Annotated in this window: 19 protein-coding genes; 4 read left to right on the forward strand and 15 right to left on the reverse strand. The window is 43.7% G+C overall.

Translation table 11 applies throughout. From position 1 onward, the window contains the following. Positions 1 to 71: 71 nt before the first annotated feature. The 14 genes from J4N44_RS09280 to thrS form a co-directional block, all read right to left on the reverse strand. Positions 72 to 1,196, reverse strand: a complete 1,125-nt coding sequence (locus J4N44_RS09280; RefSeq protein ID WP_101960460.1) for a GGDEF domain-containing protein — start codon at positions 1,194 to 1,196, stop codon at positions 72 to 74. Between the two features lie 177 nt (positions 1,197 to 1,373). Further along, complete coding sequence (locus J4N44_RS09285; protein ID WP_252044330.1) at positions 1,374 to 2,555, reverse strand: hypothetical protein; 1,182 nt, start codon at positions 2,553 to 2,555, stop codon at positions 1,374 to 1,376. Positions 2,556 to 2,564: 9 nt separating this feature from the next. Next, positions 2,565 to 3,356 (reverse strand): outer membrane lipoprotein-sorting protein, encoded by a 792-nt coding sequence (locus J4N44_RS09290; protein WP_503064197.1) that lies wholly within the window; start codon positions 3,354 to 3,356, stop codon positions 2,565 to 2,567. 41 nt (positions 3,357 to 3,397) lie between these two features. Continuing rightward, positions 3,398 to 5,773, reverse strand: coding sequence for an efflux RND transporter permease subunit (locus J4N44_RS09295; RefSeq protein WP_038897609.1), 2,376 nt, complete (start codon positions 5,771 to 5,773; stop codon positions 3,398 to 3,400). Between the two features lie 201 nt (positions 5,774 to 5,974). Next, positions 5,975 to 6,763 (reverse strand): TetR/AcrR family transcriptional regulator, encoded by a 789-nt coding sequence (locus J4N44_RS09300; protein WP_009697355.1) that lies wholly within the window; start codon positions 6,761 to 6,763, stop codon positions 5,975 to 5,977. Positions 6,764 to 6,933: 170 nt separating this feature from the next. Further along, positions 6,934 to 7,743, reverse strand: a complete 810-nt coding sequence (locus tag J4N44_RS09305; RefSeq protein WP_005445576.1) for a helix-turn-helix domain-containing protein — start codon at positions 7,741 to 7,743, stop codon at positions 6,934 to 6,936. A gap of 347 nt (positions 7,744 to 8,090) precedes the next feature. Continuing rightward, on the reverse strand, positions 8,091 to 8,540 hold the full coding sequence (locus tag J4N44_RS09310) for a hypothetical protein (RefSeq protein ID WP_005445582.1): 450 nt from the start codon (positions 8,538 to 8,540) through the stop codon (positions 8,091 to 8,093). Between the two features lie 144 nt (positions 8,541 to 8,684). Next, on the reverse strand, positions 8,685 to 8,999 hold the full coding sequence (locus tag J4N44_RS09315; RefSeq protein WP_005443150.1) for a heavy metal-binding domain-containing protein: 315 nt from the start codon (positions 8,997 to 8,999) through the stop codon (positions 8,685 to 8,687). A gap of 1 nt (position 9,000) precedes the next feature. Continuing rightward, the gene (locus J4N44_RS09320) at positions 9,001 to 9,390 is read right to left on the reverse strand and encodes a VOC family protein (protein ID WP_252044332.1); all 390 of its coding nucleotides are present in this window, start codon (positions 9,388 to 9,390) and stop codon (positions 9,001 to 9,003) included. Positions 9,391 to 9,402: 12 nt separating this feature from the next. Then, the gene (locus J4N44_RS09325; protein ID WP_050939841.1) at positions 9,403 to 9,783 is read right to left on the reverse strand and encodes a RidA family protein; all 381 of its coding nucleotides are present in this window, start codon (positions 9,781 to 9,783) and stop codon (positions 9,403 to 9,405) included. Positions 9,784 to 10,121: 338 nt separating this feature from the next. Continuing rightward, positions 10,122 to 10,475 (reverse strand): 50S ribosomal protein L20, encoded by a 354-nt coding sequence (gene rplT / locus J4N44_RS09330; RefSeq protein WP_004727974.1) that lies wholly within the window; start codon positions 10,473 to 10,475, stop codon positions 10,122 to 10,124. A 40-nt stretch (positions 10,476 to 10,515) separates the two neighbouring features. Next, positions 10,516 to 10,710 carry a 50S ribosomal protein L35 gene (gene rpmI / locus J4N44_RS09335; protein ID WP_005445589.1) on the reverse strand — a complete coding sequence of 65 codons (195 nt, stop codon included), beginning with the start codon at positions 10,708 to 10,710 and terminating at the stop codon, positions 10,516 to 10,518. 123 nt (positions 10,711 to 10,833) lie between these two features. Beyond that, a complete protein-coding gene (infC, locus tag J4N44_RS09340; RefSeq protein ID WP_074050532.1) occupies positions 10,834 to 11,385 on the reverse strand; it encodes a translation initiation factor IF-3 in 552 nt (183 codons plus the stop codon). Positions 11,386 to 11,388: 3 nt separating this feature from the next. Then, positions 11,389 to 13,317 carry a threonine--tRNA ligase gene (gene thrS, locus J4N44_RS09345; RefSeq protein ID WP_005445593.1) on the reverse strand — a complete coding sequence of 643 codons (1,929 nt, stop codon included), beginning with the start codon at positions 13,315 to 13,317 and terminating at the stop codon, positions 11,389 to 11,391. A gap of 295 nt (positions 13,318 to 13,612) precedes the next feature. On the opposite strand from thrS, the gene J4N44_RS09350 reads away from it, so the two are divergent. Further along, positions 13,613 to 14,602 (forward strand): DUF3187 family protein, encoded by a 990-nt coding sequence (locus tag J4N44_RS09350; RefSeq protein ID WP_005445595.1) that lies wholly within the window; start codon positions 13,613 to 13,615, stop codon positions 14,600 to 14,602. 4 nt (positions 14,603 to 14,606) lie between these two features. Here J4N44_RS09350 and J4N44_RS09355 read toward each other — a convergent pair whose 3' ends face one another. Continuing rightward, complete coding sequence (locus J4N44_RS09355) at positions 14,607 to 15,350, reverse strand: sporulation protein (RefSeq protein ID WP_009697351.1); 744 nt, start codon at positions 15,348 to 15,350, stop codon at positions 14,607 to 14,609. A gap of 193 nt (positions 15,351 to 15,543) precedes the next feature. On the opposite strand from J4N44_RS09355, the gene hutC reads away from it, so the two are divergent. The 3 genes from hutC (at position 15,544) to hutG (ending at position 18,638) form a co-directional block, all read left to right on the forward strand. Further along, positions 15,544 to 16,251 (forward strand): histidine utilization transcriptional repressor HutC, encoded by a 708-nt coding sequence (gene hutC / locus J4N44_RS09360; RefSeq protein ID WP_005445599.1) that lies wholly within the window; start codon positions 15,544 to 15,546, stop codon positions 16,249 to 16,251. 121 nt (positions 16,252 to 16,372) lie between these two features. Beyond that, the gene (gene hutI, locus J4N44_RS09365) at positions 16,373 to 17,623 is read left to right on the forward strand and encodes an imidazolonepropionase (protein WP_252044335.1); all 1,251 of its coding nucleotides are present in this window, start codon (positions 16,373 to 16,375) and stop codon (positions 17,621 to 17,623) included. A gap of 1 nt (position 17,624) precedes the next feature. Further along, positions 17,625 to 18,638, forward strand: coding sequence for a formimidoylglutamase (gene hutG / locus J4N44_RS09370; protein WP_009700164.1), 1,014 nt, complete (start codon positions 17,625 to 17,627; stop codon positions 18,636 to 18,638). The last annotated feature ends 90 nt before the right edge of the window (positions 18,639 to 18,728 follow it).

Raw genomic sequence — 18,728 nt, forward strand, 5'->3', positions numbered from 1 at the left:
GTCACTGGTTTTGTTCTTATCAAGCGAGAAGAGAAGACCGTTTTCTTTGGCGATTAAATATGAGAAGCAGTCTAGTTTAAAGGCGTCAGTTTTTGTACGGTTTGAACTCGGTTTTTACCGTTTTGTTTTGCCAAGTAAACGCTCTCATCGGCAACTCGAATTAAATCCGTGTAGGTTTCCATATTGTCTCGACGCTCTGCGACACCAACACTGATGCTCCCTCGCCAAGGTTCGAACGAAGTAGGAACAAGCATATGGGAAACCTGTTTTCTCACCGCCTCTGCCACATGCAAACCACCCTCTAATCCGGTATCTGGGCAAATTACGAAAAACTCATCGCCGCCTAAACGACACACAATGTCATCACTGCGGAAGTAGTGCTTCAATGCTTGCGCGAGTTCGGTTAGGACTAAGTCCCCTGCTTCATGGCCGCAGGTATCATTCACTTGTTTGAAGTAATCGGCATCGATCATGATACAAACCAAAGGCAGGTCTTTGGCGTCCTCATCCTTCCACAATTTCTTAAGCGTTTTTATCGCGCTTCTACGATTCGGTAACTGGGTTAATGAGTCGGTTAAGGACAAGGCTTCTAGCTGTTTATTTGCATTCGATAACTGCTTCGTCCTTTCATCCACCTTTTCCTCTAGAACTAGGTTCAGCTTGAGTAGCTCACGATTTCGCTCGGAGACTTGCGAAAATAGCGCATTTAGCGCATCCAGCAATGGCGCAGTGGATGCGTTGGCTTGCTTTTCTTGTTCATCATACGCCGCCCTCGGTGACATCCCAGATTGAATGGCAGCCACTTGCTTAGACATATTTTGATCAATACCAAGAATGTGGTAAGCCAACCAATGAATGAGGAAATCCAATAACTGCTCAGCAGCGCGTTTATTGGCATCACTGATAAAGCTCTGCATACTGATGATGTCGCTCATAAATGCGCGGTGTACTTGGATATGTTTTTCTAGGTGCTCTGGGTGGATCTCGACCTCTCGCATCAAGTTCTCTTCTTCTTTGAAGTGGAACTCGGCATAGCGAGACAGTTCAAATAATGCTACTTGAATGTCCGTGAGAGTGATGCTGTTTTGCGCCAAAAGTTCGCCGTACTTGTTGATAAATCCAACAAGATATTGGTGCTGTTCATCGACTTCTTCGATGCCTGTTTCAAAATAAGTGTCCCAGCGAAATGAATTCAACGTTACTACCCCTAAGTAAAACCGGAGGGTTTTGTTAGTTGCTTATCGCATCGCTATCAAAACCACAACAAACATAAGGAATAGTAACGATAAATCTTCCTTACGGCTCTAGTAGCCAGTCAAAATAATGACATGGATCTCTTTGCCTTAGAATTTTCGATTTACTTATCTCCCGCACTAAAAATAGTACTGGATAGATAGCTCGATAAAATCATCGTCTCTTGCGAAATACAAGAGGTCCGTTGGCGTGTCGTTTTTAAACAACCAAGCATCAATTTGCCACTTAAAATGATTTGAAATGCGGCTGGAAGCCTCAAGTTTTGCGTTGTACACATCGGTATTATCGAGATCTTGCGTGATACCAGTTAGGATTTCGGTGCCATCTTCATCATTAAACGCTAAGCGAACACCTGCAAAGACATCATTTTGACTAATGTTCTGCGCGTTGTTACCACGGCTATCATATAAATACTCACCGATAAGACCCACATCCCATACCGTTTCAAAAGCCCCCACTATCGTGTATTCAAATCCGGTAACAACACTAACATGATTATCAAAACTATCACGATAAACACTTTCAAGTTTCCATAACCAATCTCCCACGATTCCCTGCACATCCAGTCCAACATGGCTCATCAATGCGTAGTAAGGTTTTAGCTCGCCTTGCTCGAATCGAAAATACGGGTCACGGTTCGTTCCATAGACATAGCTCAAGCCGAGATCCCAATCGCCAAACATTTGTGCATACCGCAACGCGACATCTACATGCTTTTCTTCTCGACTCGATTCGTACAACGCATCATCGGAGACAACAGGATCGAACCTCAAACGCCCATCTTTACCCGCGAATGTTCGTTCACGAAAATAAGGCAAGATCATCACATCCAGCGTTCCCCACTCTTTGATGGACGTAAAATGCACCATGGGTTGTCCCAATTTATCTTCGCCATCGACCGCTTCTACCGCATCAATTTGGTTTACAACATCCACTAAGTGCGCAGATTCTGTTACCCCCCAAAACACCTTGCTGATACCAACACGAAGTTCATAGTCATCCCAATAGGTTAAATACAAGGCTTCTCGAATATCAGCATGCGTACGTTCATCATCCATGCTGTCCCAACGATAAAAAGGCGTAAAGGTGAAACTCGCATCACCATCTTGAAGATCCCAGTAGAGCTCTGGTTGCAACACTAGCGATGTTTGCCCTTTGCTCTGCCCTTGAGCACCGGCAGAGAAAAATTGTCGATGCTCGAAGTTAACCTGACCTGCCAATTCAGCGCCAAGCAAAGACGAAGAACAAAGCACAGCCATAATGCTAGCCAAGACTCGGCCAGCAGCGATTGCCCTAGTCATTCAACCTCCCTACTTAACACGCTTGAGGATGTTTTTGTTGAAGTCGTTATCTTTAAGACCGGTCTGGAACGTCAATTCACTGGTTGTCAGTTCTGTACTCTTGCCCGTTTGGTGATTCATCATTGCCATAGTGTGGGCACGCCAGTATTGATTCAGATACTGTTTGTAATCAGAAAACTCTAACGTCTTTAACAACGCACCTTTGCGGTCATAAAATTCTACTTTCAGAGGACGATAATGTGCTTGATCTAGCCAAACCACTTGCTTGGTGTAACCGGAGTTTTTATCTGTCGGGATTTGCTCTAATACAAACGTCTCTTGGTCATTCATCGTTTCATCTTTAAGGTAATTGAAACGGTACTTTTCAATCTCGAATGAGCTCAGGTCTTCATAAGCAAACTCACTGCCCATAAATGGACCAGATTTATTGCGTGAAGCGATACGTTTTACGCGTTTGAGCGCGGGCAGATAGAGCCATTGGTCGTCAGCGCCCACCGTGTGTGAATGATTAAGAAATGCGGTTCCTTTAACATCTCGTGGTTCATCAAAGATAGTTAGCCCTTTATCGCCATCATCAACGACCTCCAGTGATTTTAGGCGCATCAAGCGAGTACTACTTTCTCCTTGAGCATTGCGAAGTATCATTTGCATGGTGGCAACAGAATCTCCCCAGCCTTGGTCACGCGCTTTGCGCTCTTGTGCAATTTCCAACCCTTTAGCTTCGTCAGCCCAAGTGAGAGGAGCCATTAACAGAGAAATCGATAATGTAACGACATTCAGAGGTTTGCTAAATAACTTCATCATATAGTCCTTGTCTTGTTTTCCTTGAGGGCACTGTTCAATCACAACGATGCCGTAATGTTTTTCTTCGCTTGTGTTTCTGGCGTTTTAGTCTTTGTTTGCTCGACATATGCTGCTTTATCAAAACGCATGAGTAGCGTTGGCAAGAATAAAAAGTCCACGACCAAGGCGATAAAGATCACGATCGCACTAAGCTGCCCCATATCTGCATTTAAGCGAAAGCTCGACATAGCCAATACTGAGAAACCTGCTACCAATACGACGGTAGTGATCCACAGTGCACGACCAACAGTGTGGAAGGCATAACGAACGGCCTGTTCAGCATTTTGTCCTTCTTTTCGTGCTCTTTGATATTTCGAAAGGAAATGAACCGCGTCGTCGACCACAATGCCAAGCGTCAAGGTCACCACGACTGACAGTCCTAGATTGATTTCACCAGAGATCAGCGCCCAAAGACCGAAACCAAGCACGGCCGGGGCAATATTTGGAACCAAGCTGATGAGACCAAGCCTTAGCGAACGCAGCGCAAAGATGAGTAATGCAGAGATCAAAACTAATGTAATTGGTAACGTAGAGAGCATACTTGCCATATTGGTCTCACCAATGTGAGCAAACATCAATGATGGACTCGATGCGACCACATCATATTGCGGTGCATTGTCGGCAAACCACGCGTAGATTCGGTTCTCAAGGTCAACTAATTCAACACTCCCTAAATTATCGACGGTTAACACCATTTTGATCGAAGATTTATCAACATTAATCTGATTATTAAGATCTAAGCCGTACGGCAAAGACATCTCATAGAGTAGAAGGTATTGCGCCGCCAATTCTCTATCTTGTGGTAGTAAGTAGTAACGCTCATCATCAGCGTGCATGTTTTTATTGAGGCGTTTATATACATCCGCGAGCGTTGCAACATGATCTGTCTCAGGTTGTTCGCGAAGCCAATCGGTAAAGTTGCCTATAGCGGTAAGAAAAACAGGATCAGCAATCCCTTGCGACTCATTGGTTTTGATGGCAATGCTGAGATTGGTCATGCCGCTGATACGTGCTTCCATAAAATCGGCAGCTTGACGAAAATCACTGCGATTATCGAAATACTTTACGGATTCATCATTGACTCGATTTAACGGTATCAAGCTTGCACTCACTGCAATAACGATCACTGATATTGGCAGTAACACGTTACGACGTAAAACGACAAAATCTCCTAGCTTGTCCATGAAGTCGGTCCCGCTCTGTGAGGCAGGTTGCTTAACTGAGACTGGTAATAGTGTGAGTAACGCTGGAAGCAGCGTCACTGATAGAAAACAGGCAATCATCACCCCTAATGCCGATAAGTTACCAAAATCTCGCAGCACAGGAGAATCCGACATATTCATCATCAGAAATCCAATTGCGGTTGTAACTGACGTGATTAGGATGGGCATAAAGTTAAGAGAGATACTGCGCTCTATCGAATGTGCCTTACTAAAGCCGTTTTGCATCGACTGGCGCATAGTTGCAATAACATGCACGCAGTCCGCTACAGCCAATGTCATGACCAAGGTTGGCACATTAACCGTCGCAGTGCTTAAAAACATACCAGCCCAACCAGACAACCCCATCGTTGCTATCACCGAGCCAATAATCACAATAAGAGTCGCGACAACACTTAAGAATGAACGCAGCATGATGGTTAAGAACAACAAAATAACCAACAGCATCGTTGGTACTAAGGTAGCGCTATCCTCTTGTGCTGCGGTCATGAAGGCATAGTTCATGGCGATAATACCAGCTTTATGAAACTCAACATTTGGATAGTTTTGCTGATACTGCGCCAGCATCTGATTAATGTGAGCCATCACCTCTTGGACTTCCGCTGTTTTATCAACCTCCGGCAATTGAACGGTGATATTCACGACAGTGACATCGCCTTTTGCAGAGATCAGCGCATTTTTTAACACTGGCTCTGTTAGTGCGATATTTTTTACTTTCGCAATTCGCTCTGGAGTCAACTCATGCTCTTCGTAAAGCAGGTCTTCGACCAAGAGATCATCTTCAACCGCTTCCGTGTGCTGGTAATTAGCCAGAGAGTCTACTCGGCTCGAATACGGCACTTGCCACGAATCCACTGTTAAGTTTTGTATGAGTTTCAGGATCTCAGGAGTAAACACCTCTCTGCTATCAGGAGCGATCACGATAGCAAGATTGTCTGTTTTGGCGAAGGTGGTTTGAATTTCGTCGAAAGCTAATAACTGCTTATTGCTGCCATCGAAAAAGATATTATAGTCGCCCCGAAAATAGAGATTCTTTGCTCCGATCGTTGCGATAATAACGAGTAATACTGTTGCCAGCAGAACCCAAAGACTGTACTTGGTTGGTATTTTCCCCCATTGACCGGGGCTTGCTTGTTGAGCTTGGTGGTGTTTCATCACACTCTCCCTTTGTGACGTTTCGTCAAAAAACGGAGTTAAAAAAGCAGCTTACGCTGTTCTCTAATTCCAGATGCGTTAATAACGCAGTTTTGGCACTCTAGGGATTAAAAATCCTGATACCAAAACAATCGTTATTGACGATCCGTCAAATAGTGTGACTTAAAAACCAATCGAATAACCGATTGGTTTATACCCTACTCAGCGATTGACTGAATCAAGGTAAGCAATTTCTTCGCTAAATAGTTCCTGCTCAACTCGACGCCAGGTTTTGCGGTAATCCCAATCTGTTGAGAGAGGTAACCACCCTAATCCATCAAGTAACATATTCGCATTGTGTAATACCGAAAACGGGTCTTGCAAACGCTGAATACATCGACTGTTAGATGCATTTTGCGCCAAAGCATTAGAACCAAACGCAATCGACCAATTGGCAAAAACAATCGCATCAGCACCAACAGCAGGAGAGAATTTTAAATCTCCAATTTCCACGGCGTGGTTTACTAATGCGTCCGCTCCAGATATTACTTCTTCTTCCAGCTTGTTCAATTCATTCAGTCGAGCGGGTGAAGCTTTCTCTATCACCCAAGGAGTTTTGGCGACAATAGCGCAAGTCGACAATACGGGTTCCATACGGGCGTAAATACGATACCCAACATGCATTGCAATGATCTTTTCACGCGTGTTGCCATCAAAATTTGCCGTACGCTCAAAAAACACCGCCTCACTTTTCAGTGAGTGTATACAAAGTGCAAGGATCACATCTTCTTTGCTGCAAAAATGGTTATAGATGGTCCCTTTTGAATACGGACTGGCAGCCGTTAGCTTATCCATGGTGAGATTAGCAAAGCCTTGTTCTTGCACTAAAGATTTAGCCAGTTGAACTAATTCGACCTCGCGATCAGCGATCGCCTGCTGTTTCTTAGTCAAACCAGAAGCAATTCGGCCTCCCTCTTGCTTGTCATCTTTGTTGCAACCAAAGTTAAACATACTTCCTCGTCCCGTATCCCTGTGTAACTCAAATGAATTGTAACACGAATATGGTTTGCAGAAACGCCACCACATTTCTGACGAATCGTCATAATTGACACTTCGTCATATTAGTTCATTAAATAAACATTTCAAGGGTGAATCTATAAATCACTAAAAATAACTAGAAGCTATATCGAAAGGCTTGGTTTATCCCCAGCCGAAGCGATAGCGTAGCGAATGTCATCAATGAAGTTGACTTCTGTTTGTACAATACCATCAGAAAACGTTACAGGCTGATGCGGACCTGCTATAAGCAAAACATTGGTAAAGTCTGACACATTAAAGTTCTCTGCAACGACGTTTTTAGAATGAAAATCTAACACGGTTTTCGCCATCTGCTCTTCTAAGATAAGTAGCTGTTCTTCCGTGATTTTCATTCGCGATAGCGCTACACGTACACACTTCTCATGTGTAGTCGTTTGTTCTTTAAGGATCTCGGTGTACTTCTCGTTAAGTTTAGAGTTTTCTGCATAGCTGTAATAAAGCGGACCGTGAAGCGTGATGTTGTTATCTTCGTCCACATAAACCAAATCAAGCAGCTCTAGAGCACCAAGGTAGTCAGACATGCTTTGCTTTGAGAGATCATACTTTTTCATAAGAATGGTGTAGCCATCCTTCCCCCTCAGCATTCGAAGTTCTCGATAAAAATCGTAAAGATGCGGAAACTGGAAAAAGACTTCATCCTGCGTACGACTGAAATAGTCCTGATCCTCAGCTTGTAGTTGATTTGCCAGCTTTTGAAGCTCATCGAGGGTACAATCCACAGCTCGACAATACTCAAGTAGCTTATCAAGACCTAGGTTAGTGCTAGTTAAATGACGTTTAAAAGTGGACAACGGCATGCCCATTTTCTCAGATAACTCTCGATATGTTAGCCCTTTGGTTTTGATCGCTTGTCGTAATGCGGCTAACAAGTACTCGGGAGTGAGTTCTCTCATCTACAATTCCTTATGGCAATGTTACAACTGAATGGTATTTGTAACAATTTAGAACCAATTGGCAAGCCATAAGTTCATATTTTTATAAGAAAACAGTGAATTAATATACCCAACATCACATTTAGATGAGCAATGCCGCCACCAGAAATGCATTCAGTTTCATTATATCTAATCAATTAAACACATCATAAATACGGTATAACATCCATAGCCCGTCGCATTTCATGCTGATTTATGGAAACTACTCGAATACTTTCGACTTTGAAAGACGTTCATTTTTAGAATAATCACATTAAAACGCACACGCCAAAAAACTGCATATATATGCAACAAAATAGTTCTATTTCTTAAGACTGAACTTTCTCTGCCACATTCTGTTCAGTGTCAACTATATGGGAGCGCAAAAAACGTAAATGGATAATAGAAATCCCAACGATGATGAGTGGAACATAGATACTCGTTATTGAGTTTGCGATGTAGATCAGAGTCATTTTAAGTTTACCGACAACGCCAACTGAATGAGACCAGCCCTCTGTATTCCCGTCTGAAAAAATACCAAAAGCAAGGTAATACAACATCAGATACAACAGAATAGATTCTTTCCATTGCCCTTCATTCAAATGCCCGACAGCACTCCAAGATACAAATAATGACAAGAATAAAAGAACAAGTAGACCTAAGAAGTCGATAGGAAAAGACAACATGGTCACGAGTAAATTACCTTTAGCTGCTAGCGTCGCTACCAGTAAGCACACGCAGAACGTCACAATTGCATTATTTAAAACTGTATCACGCATAAATTCGCCTCCTTTTTTAGGAGGCGAATTATGAGATAAAAACAGCCATTGACGCTTAGTTAAAAATGGAGAAACGAGCTACCTCTAACGATTTCATCTTTATTGCACATAAGTTTGCAACACGCTGTGCAAAATCATACTTTATTAAACGAGCTTTACTGCCGTACCAAAGGCAAGAATCTCTGATGAACCGTCCACAATCGAACTGGTGGTAAAACGAATACCGACAACAGCATCTGCTCCTAGGTTCGCGGCATCCTCTACCATTCGTTGAATAGCGATATTTCGGGCTTCAGTCATCATTTCGGTGTAGCCACGAATCTCACCACCAACAATGCTTTTTAAGCCAGCCATGAAATCACGCCCAATGTGCTTTGACTGAACCACATTGCCCGTCACGACCCCTTTTATCTCCGCAATTTCACGCCCTGGAATCGTCTCGGTTGTTGAATAAATCATGTTATACCTCAGCAAGATAATTAGATAACTCAATTAAGTTACCATCTGGGTCTCTAATGTAAACCGATAGGATGTTACCAATTGCACCTATCCGTTGAACAGGACCATCAATAACCTCGACAGAATGGGAGTCTAAATGGGAGAGCACATTTGCAATTGGCGTATCACATACAAAACATAAATCAGCACTCCCAGAAGCTACTTGACTTGCCTTAGGTTCAAATTCATTGCCAAGCTGATGCAAATTGATCTTCTGCCTTCCATACACAAGTGCAACACGCCCCTCACCAAAGGTGATGCTTTCCATACCAAGCACTCGCTCATAAAAATCCACCGTGGTTGCAATGTCTTTTACTGTTAAAACCAAATGGTCTAATCGATTTATTTTCATCCCTACCTCTTATTACAACGCCTCGCTTGAGATTACTGCCTCTATTTCTATTGCCAAATCAGCATGGATCAAGGCACTTACTTCCACCAGCGAACACGCCGGCAAGTAGCCCTCATAGAAATCAAATAGTACTGAACGAATCGCCGCGAGTTGACTCATATCAGTAATAAACACCGTCAACTTCACCAGATCACACTTCTCTCGTTGCTCTTCAGCCAGTATTTGCGATAGATAAGATAAAACTGTCTTTGTTTGATCTACTAGCCCCTCAGCTTGGCTGGAAGAGCCTAACGCAGTCAACCCTGAAACATATAAGGTCTCACAGTGTCTAGTAGCATGAACATAAGGACCTGAAACCTGTGGCAAAAATTCATAACTGATTCGTTGAACCATACATTCCTTCCCTAGCGGTTAAATTTTCGTTTGTTCAGTTGCTCTTTCTAGTCGTGGAGCAACGCCATAGTTCCCTTAATGATGTCCTCTAACGGCTGCGCCTTGGTGTCTTTCCTAGCTCTTTTGCTCGTTATGCCAATAAACCCTACCACAGATTAATAACAAAATGATTTAGCAAGCACTGAGATGGAAGTGAGAAGTGAGAAGTGAGAAGTGAGAAGTGAGAAGTGAGAAGTGAGAAGTGAGAAGTGAGAAGTGAGAAAACTTACGGATAACAAAACAAAAAGCAATAAAAAAGGAGAGCTAATGCTCTCCTTCTCTTAATCCTAAACTGCTAATTAAAGAGCAGCTTTCGCTTTTTCAACTAGAACAGCAAATGCTGCTTTGTCGAATACTGCGATGTCCGCTAGGATCTTACGGTCGATCTCGATAGATGCTTTCTTAAGACCGTTGATGAAACGGCTGTAAGATAGACCATTTTGACGAGATGCCGCGTTGATACGTGCAATCCATAGTTGACGGAATTGACGTTTCTTAGCGCGACGGTCACGGTAAGCGTATTGACCAGCTTTAGTAACTGCTTGGAAAGCTACGCGGTAAACACGTGAACGTGCACCGTAGTAACCTTTAGCTTGTTTTAGAACTTTCTTATGACGTGCACGAGCTTGTACACCACGTTTTACGCGAGGCATTATGCTTCTCCTAAACTAAACGATTGATAACTAAAAAGAATTAAGCGTATGGCATCATACGAACAACTGCAGCCACTTCACAACGAGGAAGGATTGAGTTTGGACGTAGTTGACGCTTGTTCTTAGTAGTACGCTTAGTCAGGATGTGACGTTTTGTAGCGTGCTTGTACTTAATACCACCAGCAGTTTTCTTAAAACGCTTAGCAGCACCTTTGTTGGTTTTCATCTTAGGCATGATGAATAACTCCGCATTGAGTAGGTTTAATAAACAACGTAATTAGGGCGAACAAAACCCAGCCGCTATACCTTTTATTAGAAGGAAAGGCGGCTAGGTTTTAATTACTTGATGAGCCGTTAATTACTTCTTTTTAGGGGCAAGAACCATGATCATCTGACGACCTTCGATCTTACTTGGGAAAGATTCCACTACAGCAAAGTCTACAGTGTCTTCTTTCAAGCGATGAAGAACGTCAACACCGATGTCTTGGTGTGCCATTTCTCGGCCACGGAAGCGAATTGTTACCTTCACTTTGTTGCCTTCTTCAAGGAAACGCGTCAGGTTGCGTAGTTTTACCTGATAGTCTCCAATATCAGTTCCAGGACGGAATTTTACTTCCTTAATCTGAACCTGTTTTTGCTTTTTCTTCTGCTCTTTAGCAGATTTGCTCTTTTCAAAGAGGAATTTGCCGTAGTCCATAACACGACAGACTGGCGGCTCAGCGTTAGGACTGATCTCCACAAGATCCATGCCTGCTTCTTCAGCAGCTGCGATCGCTTCTTGAATCGATACAACACCAACTGATTCACCGTCAGCGCCAGTTAGTCGAACTTCACGAACGCCACGAATTTCACCGTTCATACGGTGTGGGTTTTGTTTTACCGGCTGTTGGCCGCGTCTTCCGCCTTTAATAGCTTATTCCTCCAGATTGAGCTTACGGCTAGAGATCTCGTCTTGGATGTATGCGATAAAGTCATCCACTTTAAATTTACCGAGATCTTTACCTTTACGAGTACGTACTGCGATTTCGCCTGCTTCCATCTCTTGGTCACCGACAACAAGCATATACGGTACACGCTTCAAAGTGTGTTCGCGGATTTTAAAGCCAATCTTCTCATTTCTCAAGTCCGCTTTAGCTCTAATTCCACTTTTTTGTAGTTTTTGTACTACTTCCTGAACATAATCTGACTGTTTATCAGTAATGTTCATAAGAATTGCCTGTTCTGGCGCCAACCAAGTTGGGAAGAAACCAGCATATTCTTCGATAAGGATACCAATGAAACGCTCTAGTGAACCTAGAATTGCACGGTGAATCATTACCGGTACAAGACGTTCATTGTTTTCACCTACGTAAGTTGCACCTAGGCGACCTGGTAGGTTGAAGTCTAACTGAACAGTACCACACTGCCACGCACGGTCTAGACAGTCGTATAGCGTGAATTCAATCTTAGGACCGTAGAACGCACCCTCACCTTCTTGAATTTCGTATGGGATTTCCATCGATTCAAGAGATTGTTTCAATGCTTCTTCAGATTGATCCCAGATTTCGTCTGAACCTACACGTTTTTCTGGACGAGTGGACAGTTTCACTACGATGTTGTCGAAACCAAATGTTTGGTACGTATCGTACACCATCTTGATACAGTTTGTTACTTCTTCTTGAATTTGGCTCTCAGTACAGAAAATGTGAGCGTCATCCTGAGTAAAGCCACGTACACGCATAATACCGTGTAGTGCACCAGATGGTTCGTTACGGTGACATGAGCCGAACTCAGCCATACGTAGCGGTAGGTCACGGTACGATTTTAGACCTTGGTTAAAGATCTGTACGTGACCTGGACAGTTCATTGGCTTAATCGCGTATTCACGGTTTTCAGAAGAAGTTGTGAACATCGCATCAGCGTATTTGTCCCAGTGACCAGAGCGTTCCCAAAGAACTCGGTCCATCATTAGCGGACCTTTTACTTCTTGGTAACCGTACTCATCTAGCTTAGCGCGAATGAATACTTCTAGATCACGGAAGATAGACCAACCATTGTGATGCCAGAACACCATACCCGGCGCTTCTTGCTGCATGTGGAATAGGTCTAGTTGCTTACCAATCTTACGGTGGTCGCGCTTCGCCGCTTCTTCTAGGCGAGTTAGGTGCGCTTTCAGAGCTTTCTTATCGTGGAAAGCTGTACCGTAGATACGTTGAAGCATTTTGTTGTCGCTGTTACCACGCCAGTATGCGCCTGCCACATTTAATAGTGTGAAATGTTGACAGAAGCTCATGTTAGGTACGTGTGGACCACGACACATGTCGATGTATTCTTCATGGTGGTAAAGACCTGGACGATCATCACGAGATACGTTTTCGTCTAGGATTTCCACTTTGTATGGTTCTTCACGTGATTCAAACGTATCACGTGCTTCCTGCCAGCTTACTTTTTTCTTAACCACTTCGTACTTGGTTTTCGCTAGCTCTTTCATACGCTTTTCAATCTTTTCAAGATCGTCTTGCGTTAGAGACTCGTCTAGGTCGATGTCGTAGTAGAAGCCGTTGTCGATTGTTGGACCAATCGCCATTTTAGCTTGAGGGTAAAGCTGCTTAAGAGCGTGACCAAGAAGGTGAGCACAAGAGTGACGAACGATTTCTAGACCGTCCACTTCATCTTTAACTGTGATGATCTCTAGGCTTGCGTCTTCTTCAATTAGGTCACACGCATCTACGCGGTTACCATTTACACGACCAGCGATAGTTGCTTTTGCAAGACCAGGACCGATCGATTGCGCAACTTCCATAGTAGAAACTGGGTTGTCAAATTGACGCTGACTGCCGTCAGGAAGAGTAATAATAGGCATGCTATGTCCTTTACAGTGGTGTTGCACACCAAGCAACACATGTTATTCAAATTAGAAGATATTTCGAAAGTTGATGACGGTCGCTCGGTAACACGAATACCGGACCTTCATCAGAACGAGGATTGTACCTAGCTCACATTTAGAATGCAAAGAGCGATTTCAAAATGTCATCTAAACTTCATTACTACCAATTCAACACTAAGCCCAAATTGTATAATTATTACAATTGAACGGCATTCAAAACATGAAGACACTATAGTTAATTTATTGAGTAATCTCATTTTAGGCTTTCATCATGATGGATTTAAGATGGCAACCTACTCTTTTGAGTTGCGCCTTGTTTCTAAGTACCCCAGCGTTCAGCGCATCCGATTTGTATGGTCCACTGCGCTCTTATGCGCAATCTCCAATACAAGTGGTCAGTCATACTAACGTACTTCGCTCTGGGTATAGTCTTCCCTCTGGCTACGTTGAAGCATATGGCTCGGGCACCATCGCAAGTGTCTGGGCTCACACAAGCGATTATTCTCTCGATTACTATCACAACCAACTTGAGCTCGGTGGAAAATGGCAAATCAACGACCAGTGGCAATGGGAACTGAACTATCGTTGGGTCTTTGCTGCAGACAACCATTTAGATGGACTGACCGAAAGCTTTCACGACCTATTTGGTATCGGACAAAATGGGCGAGATGAAGTCGACAAGAACCGCTTTTATATGTCGATGCCCGAGTACGACATTTTAATAGAGGATTTTGAAGGTGAAACACTGGCAAACAACCTCTCAACGTATATCCAATACCAAATAATACAAAATGAACATCATGGTTTATCTGTCGGTGGTAGTCTCTACTATAACGATGTCGCTCACGGCTCCTTTAAAGGAAGCAGTTTTGAGCAAGGAGTACAAATTAACTACAGCTACCGACTCAATGCAGCCAATGTATTCTATTCCATGGCGGGGATGACGTTTCGAAATAGTGATCGAGCGCTTGTTGACTTCCCATACCGGCACAACACGGCAGCGCTTGCAGGCGGATATCGTTATGCGTTAAACAACAATCACCACTTTATCCTTGAATATCATTGGTATCAGGGCTCCACTGAAGGTCCAAGCGAGTTTGCTGACGCATCGAATGAGTTTGTTATTGGTTATCGCTATTTGATGGAGAACTCTGCCATTGAAATCATGGCGATTGAGAATGCGAGAAACATGGATAACAGTACCGATATCGCCTTCACTTTTGGATATCGGTACCTATTCGTTCCAGAAACGGAAAGTTAGATGTTTACAGATTCAATGTCGGCGCAACTGCTGCCGCAACTTCTGAATCAGAAGCTCCAATCGGTAACGAGAAAGAACGGTATTGATCGCCTGACATACTAAATGAACGGTCGATCTCTGCTAAACAGTGGATAATCCCACCATCTAGGATAAATGAGAGTTCGATCTCTTTAGTTGACACAAAACCGTTATTACGAAATTCCAGTTCTTGATAGATGCCCGAGCGTGAAGAGAACGTATTGCCACGCAAGAAGCCTTTCTCGACATCCGCTTTCACCATAGTAAAACCCGCTTGTTCGATGGCTTGGATTACACGCGAAGCAACTGGTAACGGCTTAACCTCGATGTAATCTCTATCACGCGGGTCAATCGCAAAGCCAATATCTAGCGTAGTTTCTACCCAAACATGGCATTGATTTTTCTGTGCACTCACAGCTGTGATTGGTGTTTCGTCATGAAGTTTGAGCTCGAATGGCACTTGTTTTTCTTCATTCGGTTGAATGACAAACGGTTCGACCGCTTTAAGTTGGTCTATCGTGAAAGTTTGGTAACTGATACTGTCATCCACTTCCACTTTCATTTCGGTGTTGAGCTTGATGGTAATGGCATCAATTTGTTGCTCTACGTCACCACCTTTGATTTGAACATGACCGCGCAGTGTTGCCCCTTGGTACACGCTCATTTCATCTAAGATCGTATCGACTTTAGCTGAGCCGATCCCAAGCGACGCTTTGAGTTTTTTAAACATGCGATTCCTTTGTGACTGTCTATTTTCATTGTTTTGATAAGTCTCTGTTTACACAACTGCAGAAACTCCTGCAAGTAATAGACGACAAGAATGCGGACTAATTCCTTTTATCACTGCACAAAATAGGTATGTTTGTTTGCAATTTGTCCATAGATTACGCACTATTTGTATAGTCAATTAAAAGGAAATCTTTATGTCTGCGCCACTCTACATGCAAATCAAGCAATTCATCCTCGATAAAATTGACTCGGGAGAGTGGATAGTTGGGCATCGTATTGCGACAGAGATCGAGTTGACTGAGCAGTTTGGTGTGAGTCGAATGACCGTCAACAAAGCCATTCGGGACTTAGTCAATGAGGGGAAACTGCAACGTCGCCCTCGCCTTGGGACTTTTGTTTGTGATCCGGCGGAGAAATCAGAATCGCCCCTTTTAGACATTCGCAATATTGCCGATGAAATCAGTAATCGCGGACGAGAACACCGCAGCGCAGTGTTACAACAAATCGCTATAAAAGCCGATGACGCTATTGCAACCAAGCTTGGCGTGATGTTAGGCACAACAGTATTTTATAGTGAAATCATACACTTTGAAGATAACAACCCGATTCAACTTGAATTGCGTTGGGTCAACAGCCAATATGCGCCAAATTATCTACAACAAGACTTCACTTGTAAGACGCCAAACCAATACCTATCAGACAATTGTCCACTGAGCGCCATAGAGCATACGGTCGAAGCGATTATACCGGATGGACGCGTTAAGCAAGACCTGAAAATGCAAGCCAATGAACCGTGCTTACTCCTCAATCGCCGGACTTGGAGCCAAGATAAACTGGTCAGTACAGCCCTTCTGTATCACCCTGGTAACAAGTACAAATTAAGCTCTAAGATCCTGTTATAAACTGGACGTTACTTCTTCGTTTCGATCACATTTCCGCAACATTAGCCTTGTCAGTGATGCTTTTTTCTCCTATTTATTTGTATATACATTTAAAGAATACGAATTGAAAGGAACGACAAGAATGGATCTGTTGATTGAGAACGCCCGTTTAGTCACGATGCAAGAAGGAGAACATGGTTACCTGCCTTCTCCTCCTGCCCGCGTTGGCATTCGTTCGGGAAAAATCGTTGCCATCAGTACCACAGAAAAAGGCAAAGACAGTGCACAAACCGAATCCATTCTGAATCCAGATCATTACGAACAAACGCTTGACCTTCAAAACAGGTTGTTACTGCCAGGGTTAATAGATTGCCACACCCACCTCGTATACGCGGGTAATCGAGCCAACGAATTTGAAATGCGCCTCAATGATGTGCCTTACGAAACAATCGCCAAGCAAGGCGGCGGTATTCTCTCTACCGTTTATGCCACACGAACCGCAACTAAAGAACAACTAATTGAGCTCGCTTTGCCACGCCTTGACGGTTTGATTGCAAGCGGCGTCACGTCGATTGAAGTCAAATCCGGTTATGGCTTAACTCTGGATGATGAAATAAAAATGCTACGTGCAGCCAAAGCCTTGGAACATGAACGTAAGGTTAAGATCACAACCACCTTACTCGCTGCTCATGCGCTTCCTCCAGAATATAAAGATTGCGCTGACGACTATATTCAGCATATTTGTGACGACATTATTCCTCTTGTCGCTCAAGAAAATCTCGCCGCCAGCGTCGATGTGTTTTGCGAATCGATAGGCTTTAACTTAAAGCAAACCGAACGCGTCTTTCAATCGGCTACCCAACACGGATTAAGAGTGAAAGGCCATACTGAGCAGCTTTCTATGCTTGGCGGTACCGCTTTAACCGCTCAATACAATGGTCTGTCTACCGATCACATCGAATACCTAGATGAACAAGGCGTAATAGCTTTAGCCAACTCTCCAACGGTTGCGACGCTGCTCCCCGGCGCGTATTACTTCCTACGTGAAACCCAATTACCACCGATTGATTTACTCAGAGAACACAAGGTTCCAATGGCGATTGCAACAGACATCAACCCAGGAACATCCCCGTTTGCCGATTTAACCTTGATGATGAACATGGCATGCACACTTTTCCGTTTAACACCACAAGAGGCATTGCGTGGTGTTACGCAAAACGCTGCAAAAGCATTGGGTTACGGAGAATCTCGTGGCGTCATTGATATTGGCTGTGATGCCGATTTCTCCATCTGGGATATCGAGCATCCAGCAGACCTCAGCTATCAAGTCGGTGCAAAACGCTTAGTAGGTCGTATAGTGAATGGTGAATACGTTTCCCACGGAGGGCATTAAAATGTCTCAATCCGATGTAAATCACCCACCCTTTCACTGGCAAGGTCGTCACGATGCCGAAGATGGAGAACAAGGAAAGCGTGTCCACCACGTGATCAAAAATATCTCCACCGAAGAACTACCACATTTAAGCGAAGGCGTTTCAATACTTGGCTTTGCTACCGACGCAGGTGTGGCGCGTAACAAAGGTCGCATTGGTGCGAAGAAGTCACCAGATTTAATCCGTCGTGCCTTAGCCAATCTTGCATGGCATCAGGACGCGCCACTTTACGATATAGGAACCGTCGTTTGTGAAGACGATTTACTAGAGTCAAGTCAGAATCTGTGCGCGCATACTATTGCTCAAGTCCTACCCTATAGCCCTGTCGTCGTCTTGGGTGGAGGGCACGAAATTGCGTGGGCTTCATTTTCTGGATTGGCCAAATACTTCAAAACCCATCACCCAGATAAGCAGCCAAAAATCGGTATCATCAATTTCGATGCACACTTTGACTTACGCGCTTTTGAAAGCCCCATTGCAGAGGTAAAGCCAAGTTCTGGTACACCATTCAATCAGATCCATCATTTTTGTCAGCGTAACGATTGGGCATTTCATTACGCCTGCATAGGTGTCAGTCGCAGCAGCAATACTCAGGCTCTTTTTCAAAAAGCAGATCAACTCAACGTCTGGTACGTGGAAGATAATCAGCTTTGTTACATGAACCACAGCTATCATTTAACCCAGCTCCAGCACTTTATCGATGACTGTGATTATCTCTATCTGACGATTGATTTGGACGTATTTCCAGCGGCAACTGCACCTGGGGTAAGCGCGCCAGCAGCGAGAGGCGTAAGCTACGACATCCTTGCACCGTTTCTCGATCGAATACTGCATTACAAGAACAAACTCATGTTGGCAGACATTGCAGAGTACAACCCCACTTATGACGTCGATAGCCAAACGGCTCGATTGGCAGCACGTCTGTGCTGGGATATTGCCAATGCCATGGCAGAGAAAGACCATAAACCCAAATAACCGAATTCAATAACACTTAACTCGAATAATGGTTAGTTCTCATGCCAAGTTATTTGAGGAGAAGTAGCCAAGCAGAGACTTGGATATAAA

This window comes from Vibrio sp. SCSIO 43155, assembly GCF_023716605.1.
Classification (GTDB): domain Bacteria; phylum Pseudomonadota; class Gammaproteobacteria; order Enterobacterales; family Vibrionaceae; genus Vibrio; species Vibrio harveyi.

Bases quoted from the DNA above. Each gene is read 5' to 3' on its own strand.
- J4N44_RS09285 (WP_252044330.1), bottom strand. From the start codon at position 2,555: ATGACTAGGGCAATCGCTGCTGGCCGAGTCTTGGCTAGCATTATGGCT.
- J4N44_RS09290 (WP_503064197.1), bottom strand. From the start codon at position 3,356: ATGAAGTTATTTAGCAAACCTCTGAATGTCGTTACATTATCGATTTCT.
- J4N44_RS09295 (WP_038897609.1), bottom strand. From the start codon at position 5,773: ATGAAACACCACCAAGCTCAACAAGCAAGCCCCGGTCAATGGGGGAAA.
- J4N44_RS09300 (WP_009697355.1), bottom strand. From the start codon at position 6,763: ATGTTTAACTTTGGTTGCAACAAAGATGACAAGCAAGAGGGAGGCCGA.
- J4N44_RS09305 (WP_005445576.1), bottom strand. From the start codon at position 7,743: ATGAGAGAACTCACTCCCGAGTACTTGTTAGCCGCATTACGACAAGCG.
- J4N44_RS09310 (WP_005445582.1), bottom strand. From the start codon at position 8,540: ATGCGTGATACAGTTTTAAATAATGCAATTGTGACGTTCTGCGTGTGC.
- J4N44_RS09315 (WP_005443150.1), bottom strand. From the start codon at position 8,999: ATGATTTATTCAACAACCGAGACGATTCCAGGGCGTGAAATTGCGGAG.
- J4N44_RS09320 (WP_252044332.1), bottom strand. From the start codon at position 9,390: ATGAAAATAAATCGATTAGACCATTTGGTTTTAACAGTAAAAGACATT.
- J4N44_RS09325 (WP_050939841.1), bottom strand. From the start codon at position 9,783: ATGGTTCAACGAATCAGTTATGAATTTTTGCCACAGGTTTCAGGTCCT.
- rplT (WP_004727974.1), bottom strand. From the start codon at position 10,475: ATGCCTCGCGTAAAACGTGGTGTACAAGCTCGTGCACGTCATAAGAAA.
- rpmI (WP_005445589.1), bottom strand. From the start codon at position 10,710: ATGCCTAAGATGAAAACCAACAAAGGTGCTGCTAAGCGTTTTAAGAAA.
- thrS (WP_005445593.1), bottom strand. From the start codon at position 13,317: ATGCCTATTATTACTCTTCCTGACGGCAGTCAGCGTCAATTTGACAAC.
- J4N44_RS09350 (WP_005445595.1), top strand. From the start codon at position 13,613: ATGATGGATTTAAGATGGCAACCTACTCTTTTGAGTTGCGCCTTGTTT.
- J4N44_RS09355 (WP_009697351.1), bottom strand. From the start codon at position 15,350: ATGTTTAAAAAACTCAAAGCGTCGCTTGGGATCGGCTCAGCTAAAGTC.
- hutC (WP_005445599.1), top strand. From the start codon at position 15,544: ATGTCTGCGCCACTCTACATGCAAATCAAGCAATTCATCCTCGATAAA.
- hutI (WP_252044335.1), top strand. From the start codon at position 16,373: ATGGATCTGTTGATTGAGAACGCCCGTTTAGTCACGATGCAAGAAGGA.
- hutG (WP_009700164.1), top strand. From the start codon at position 17,625: ATGTCTCAATCCGATGTAAATCACCCACCCTTTCACTGGCAAGGTCGT.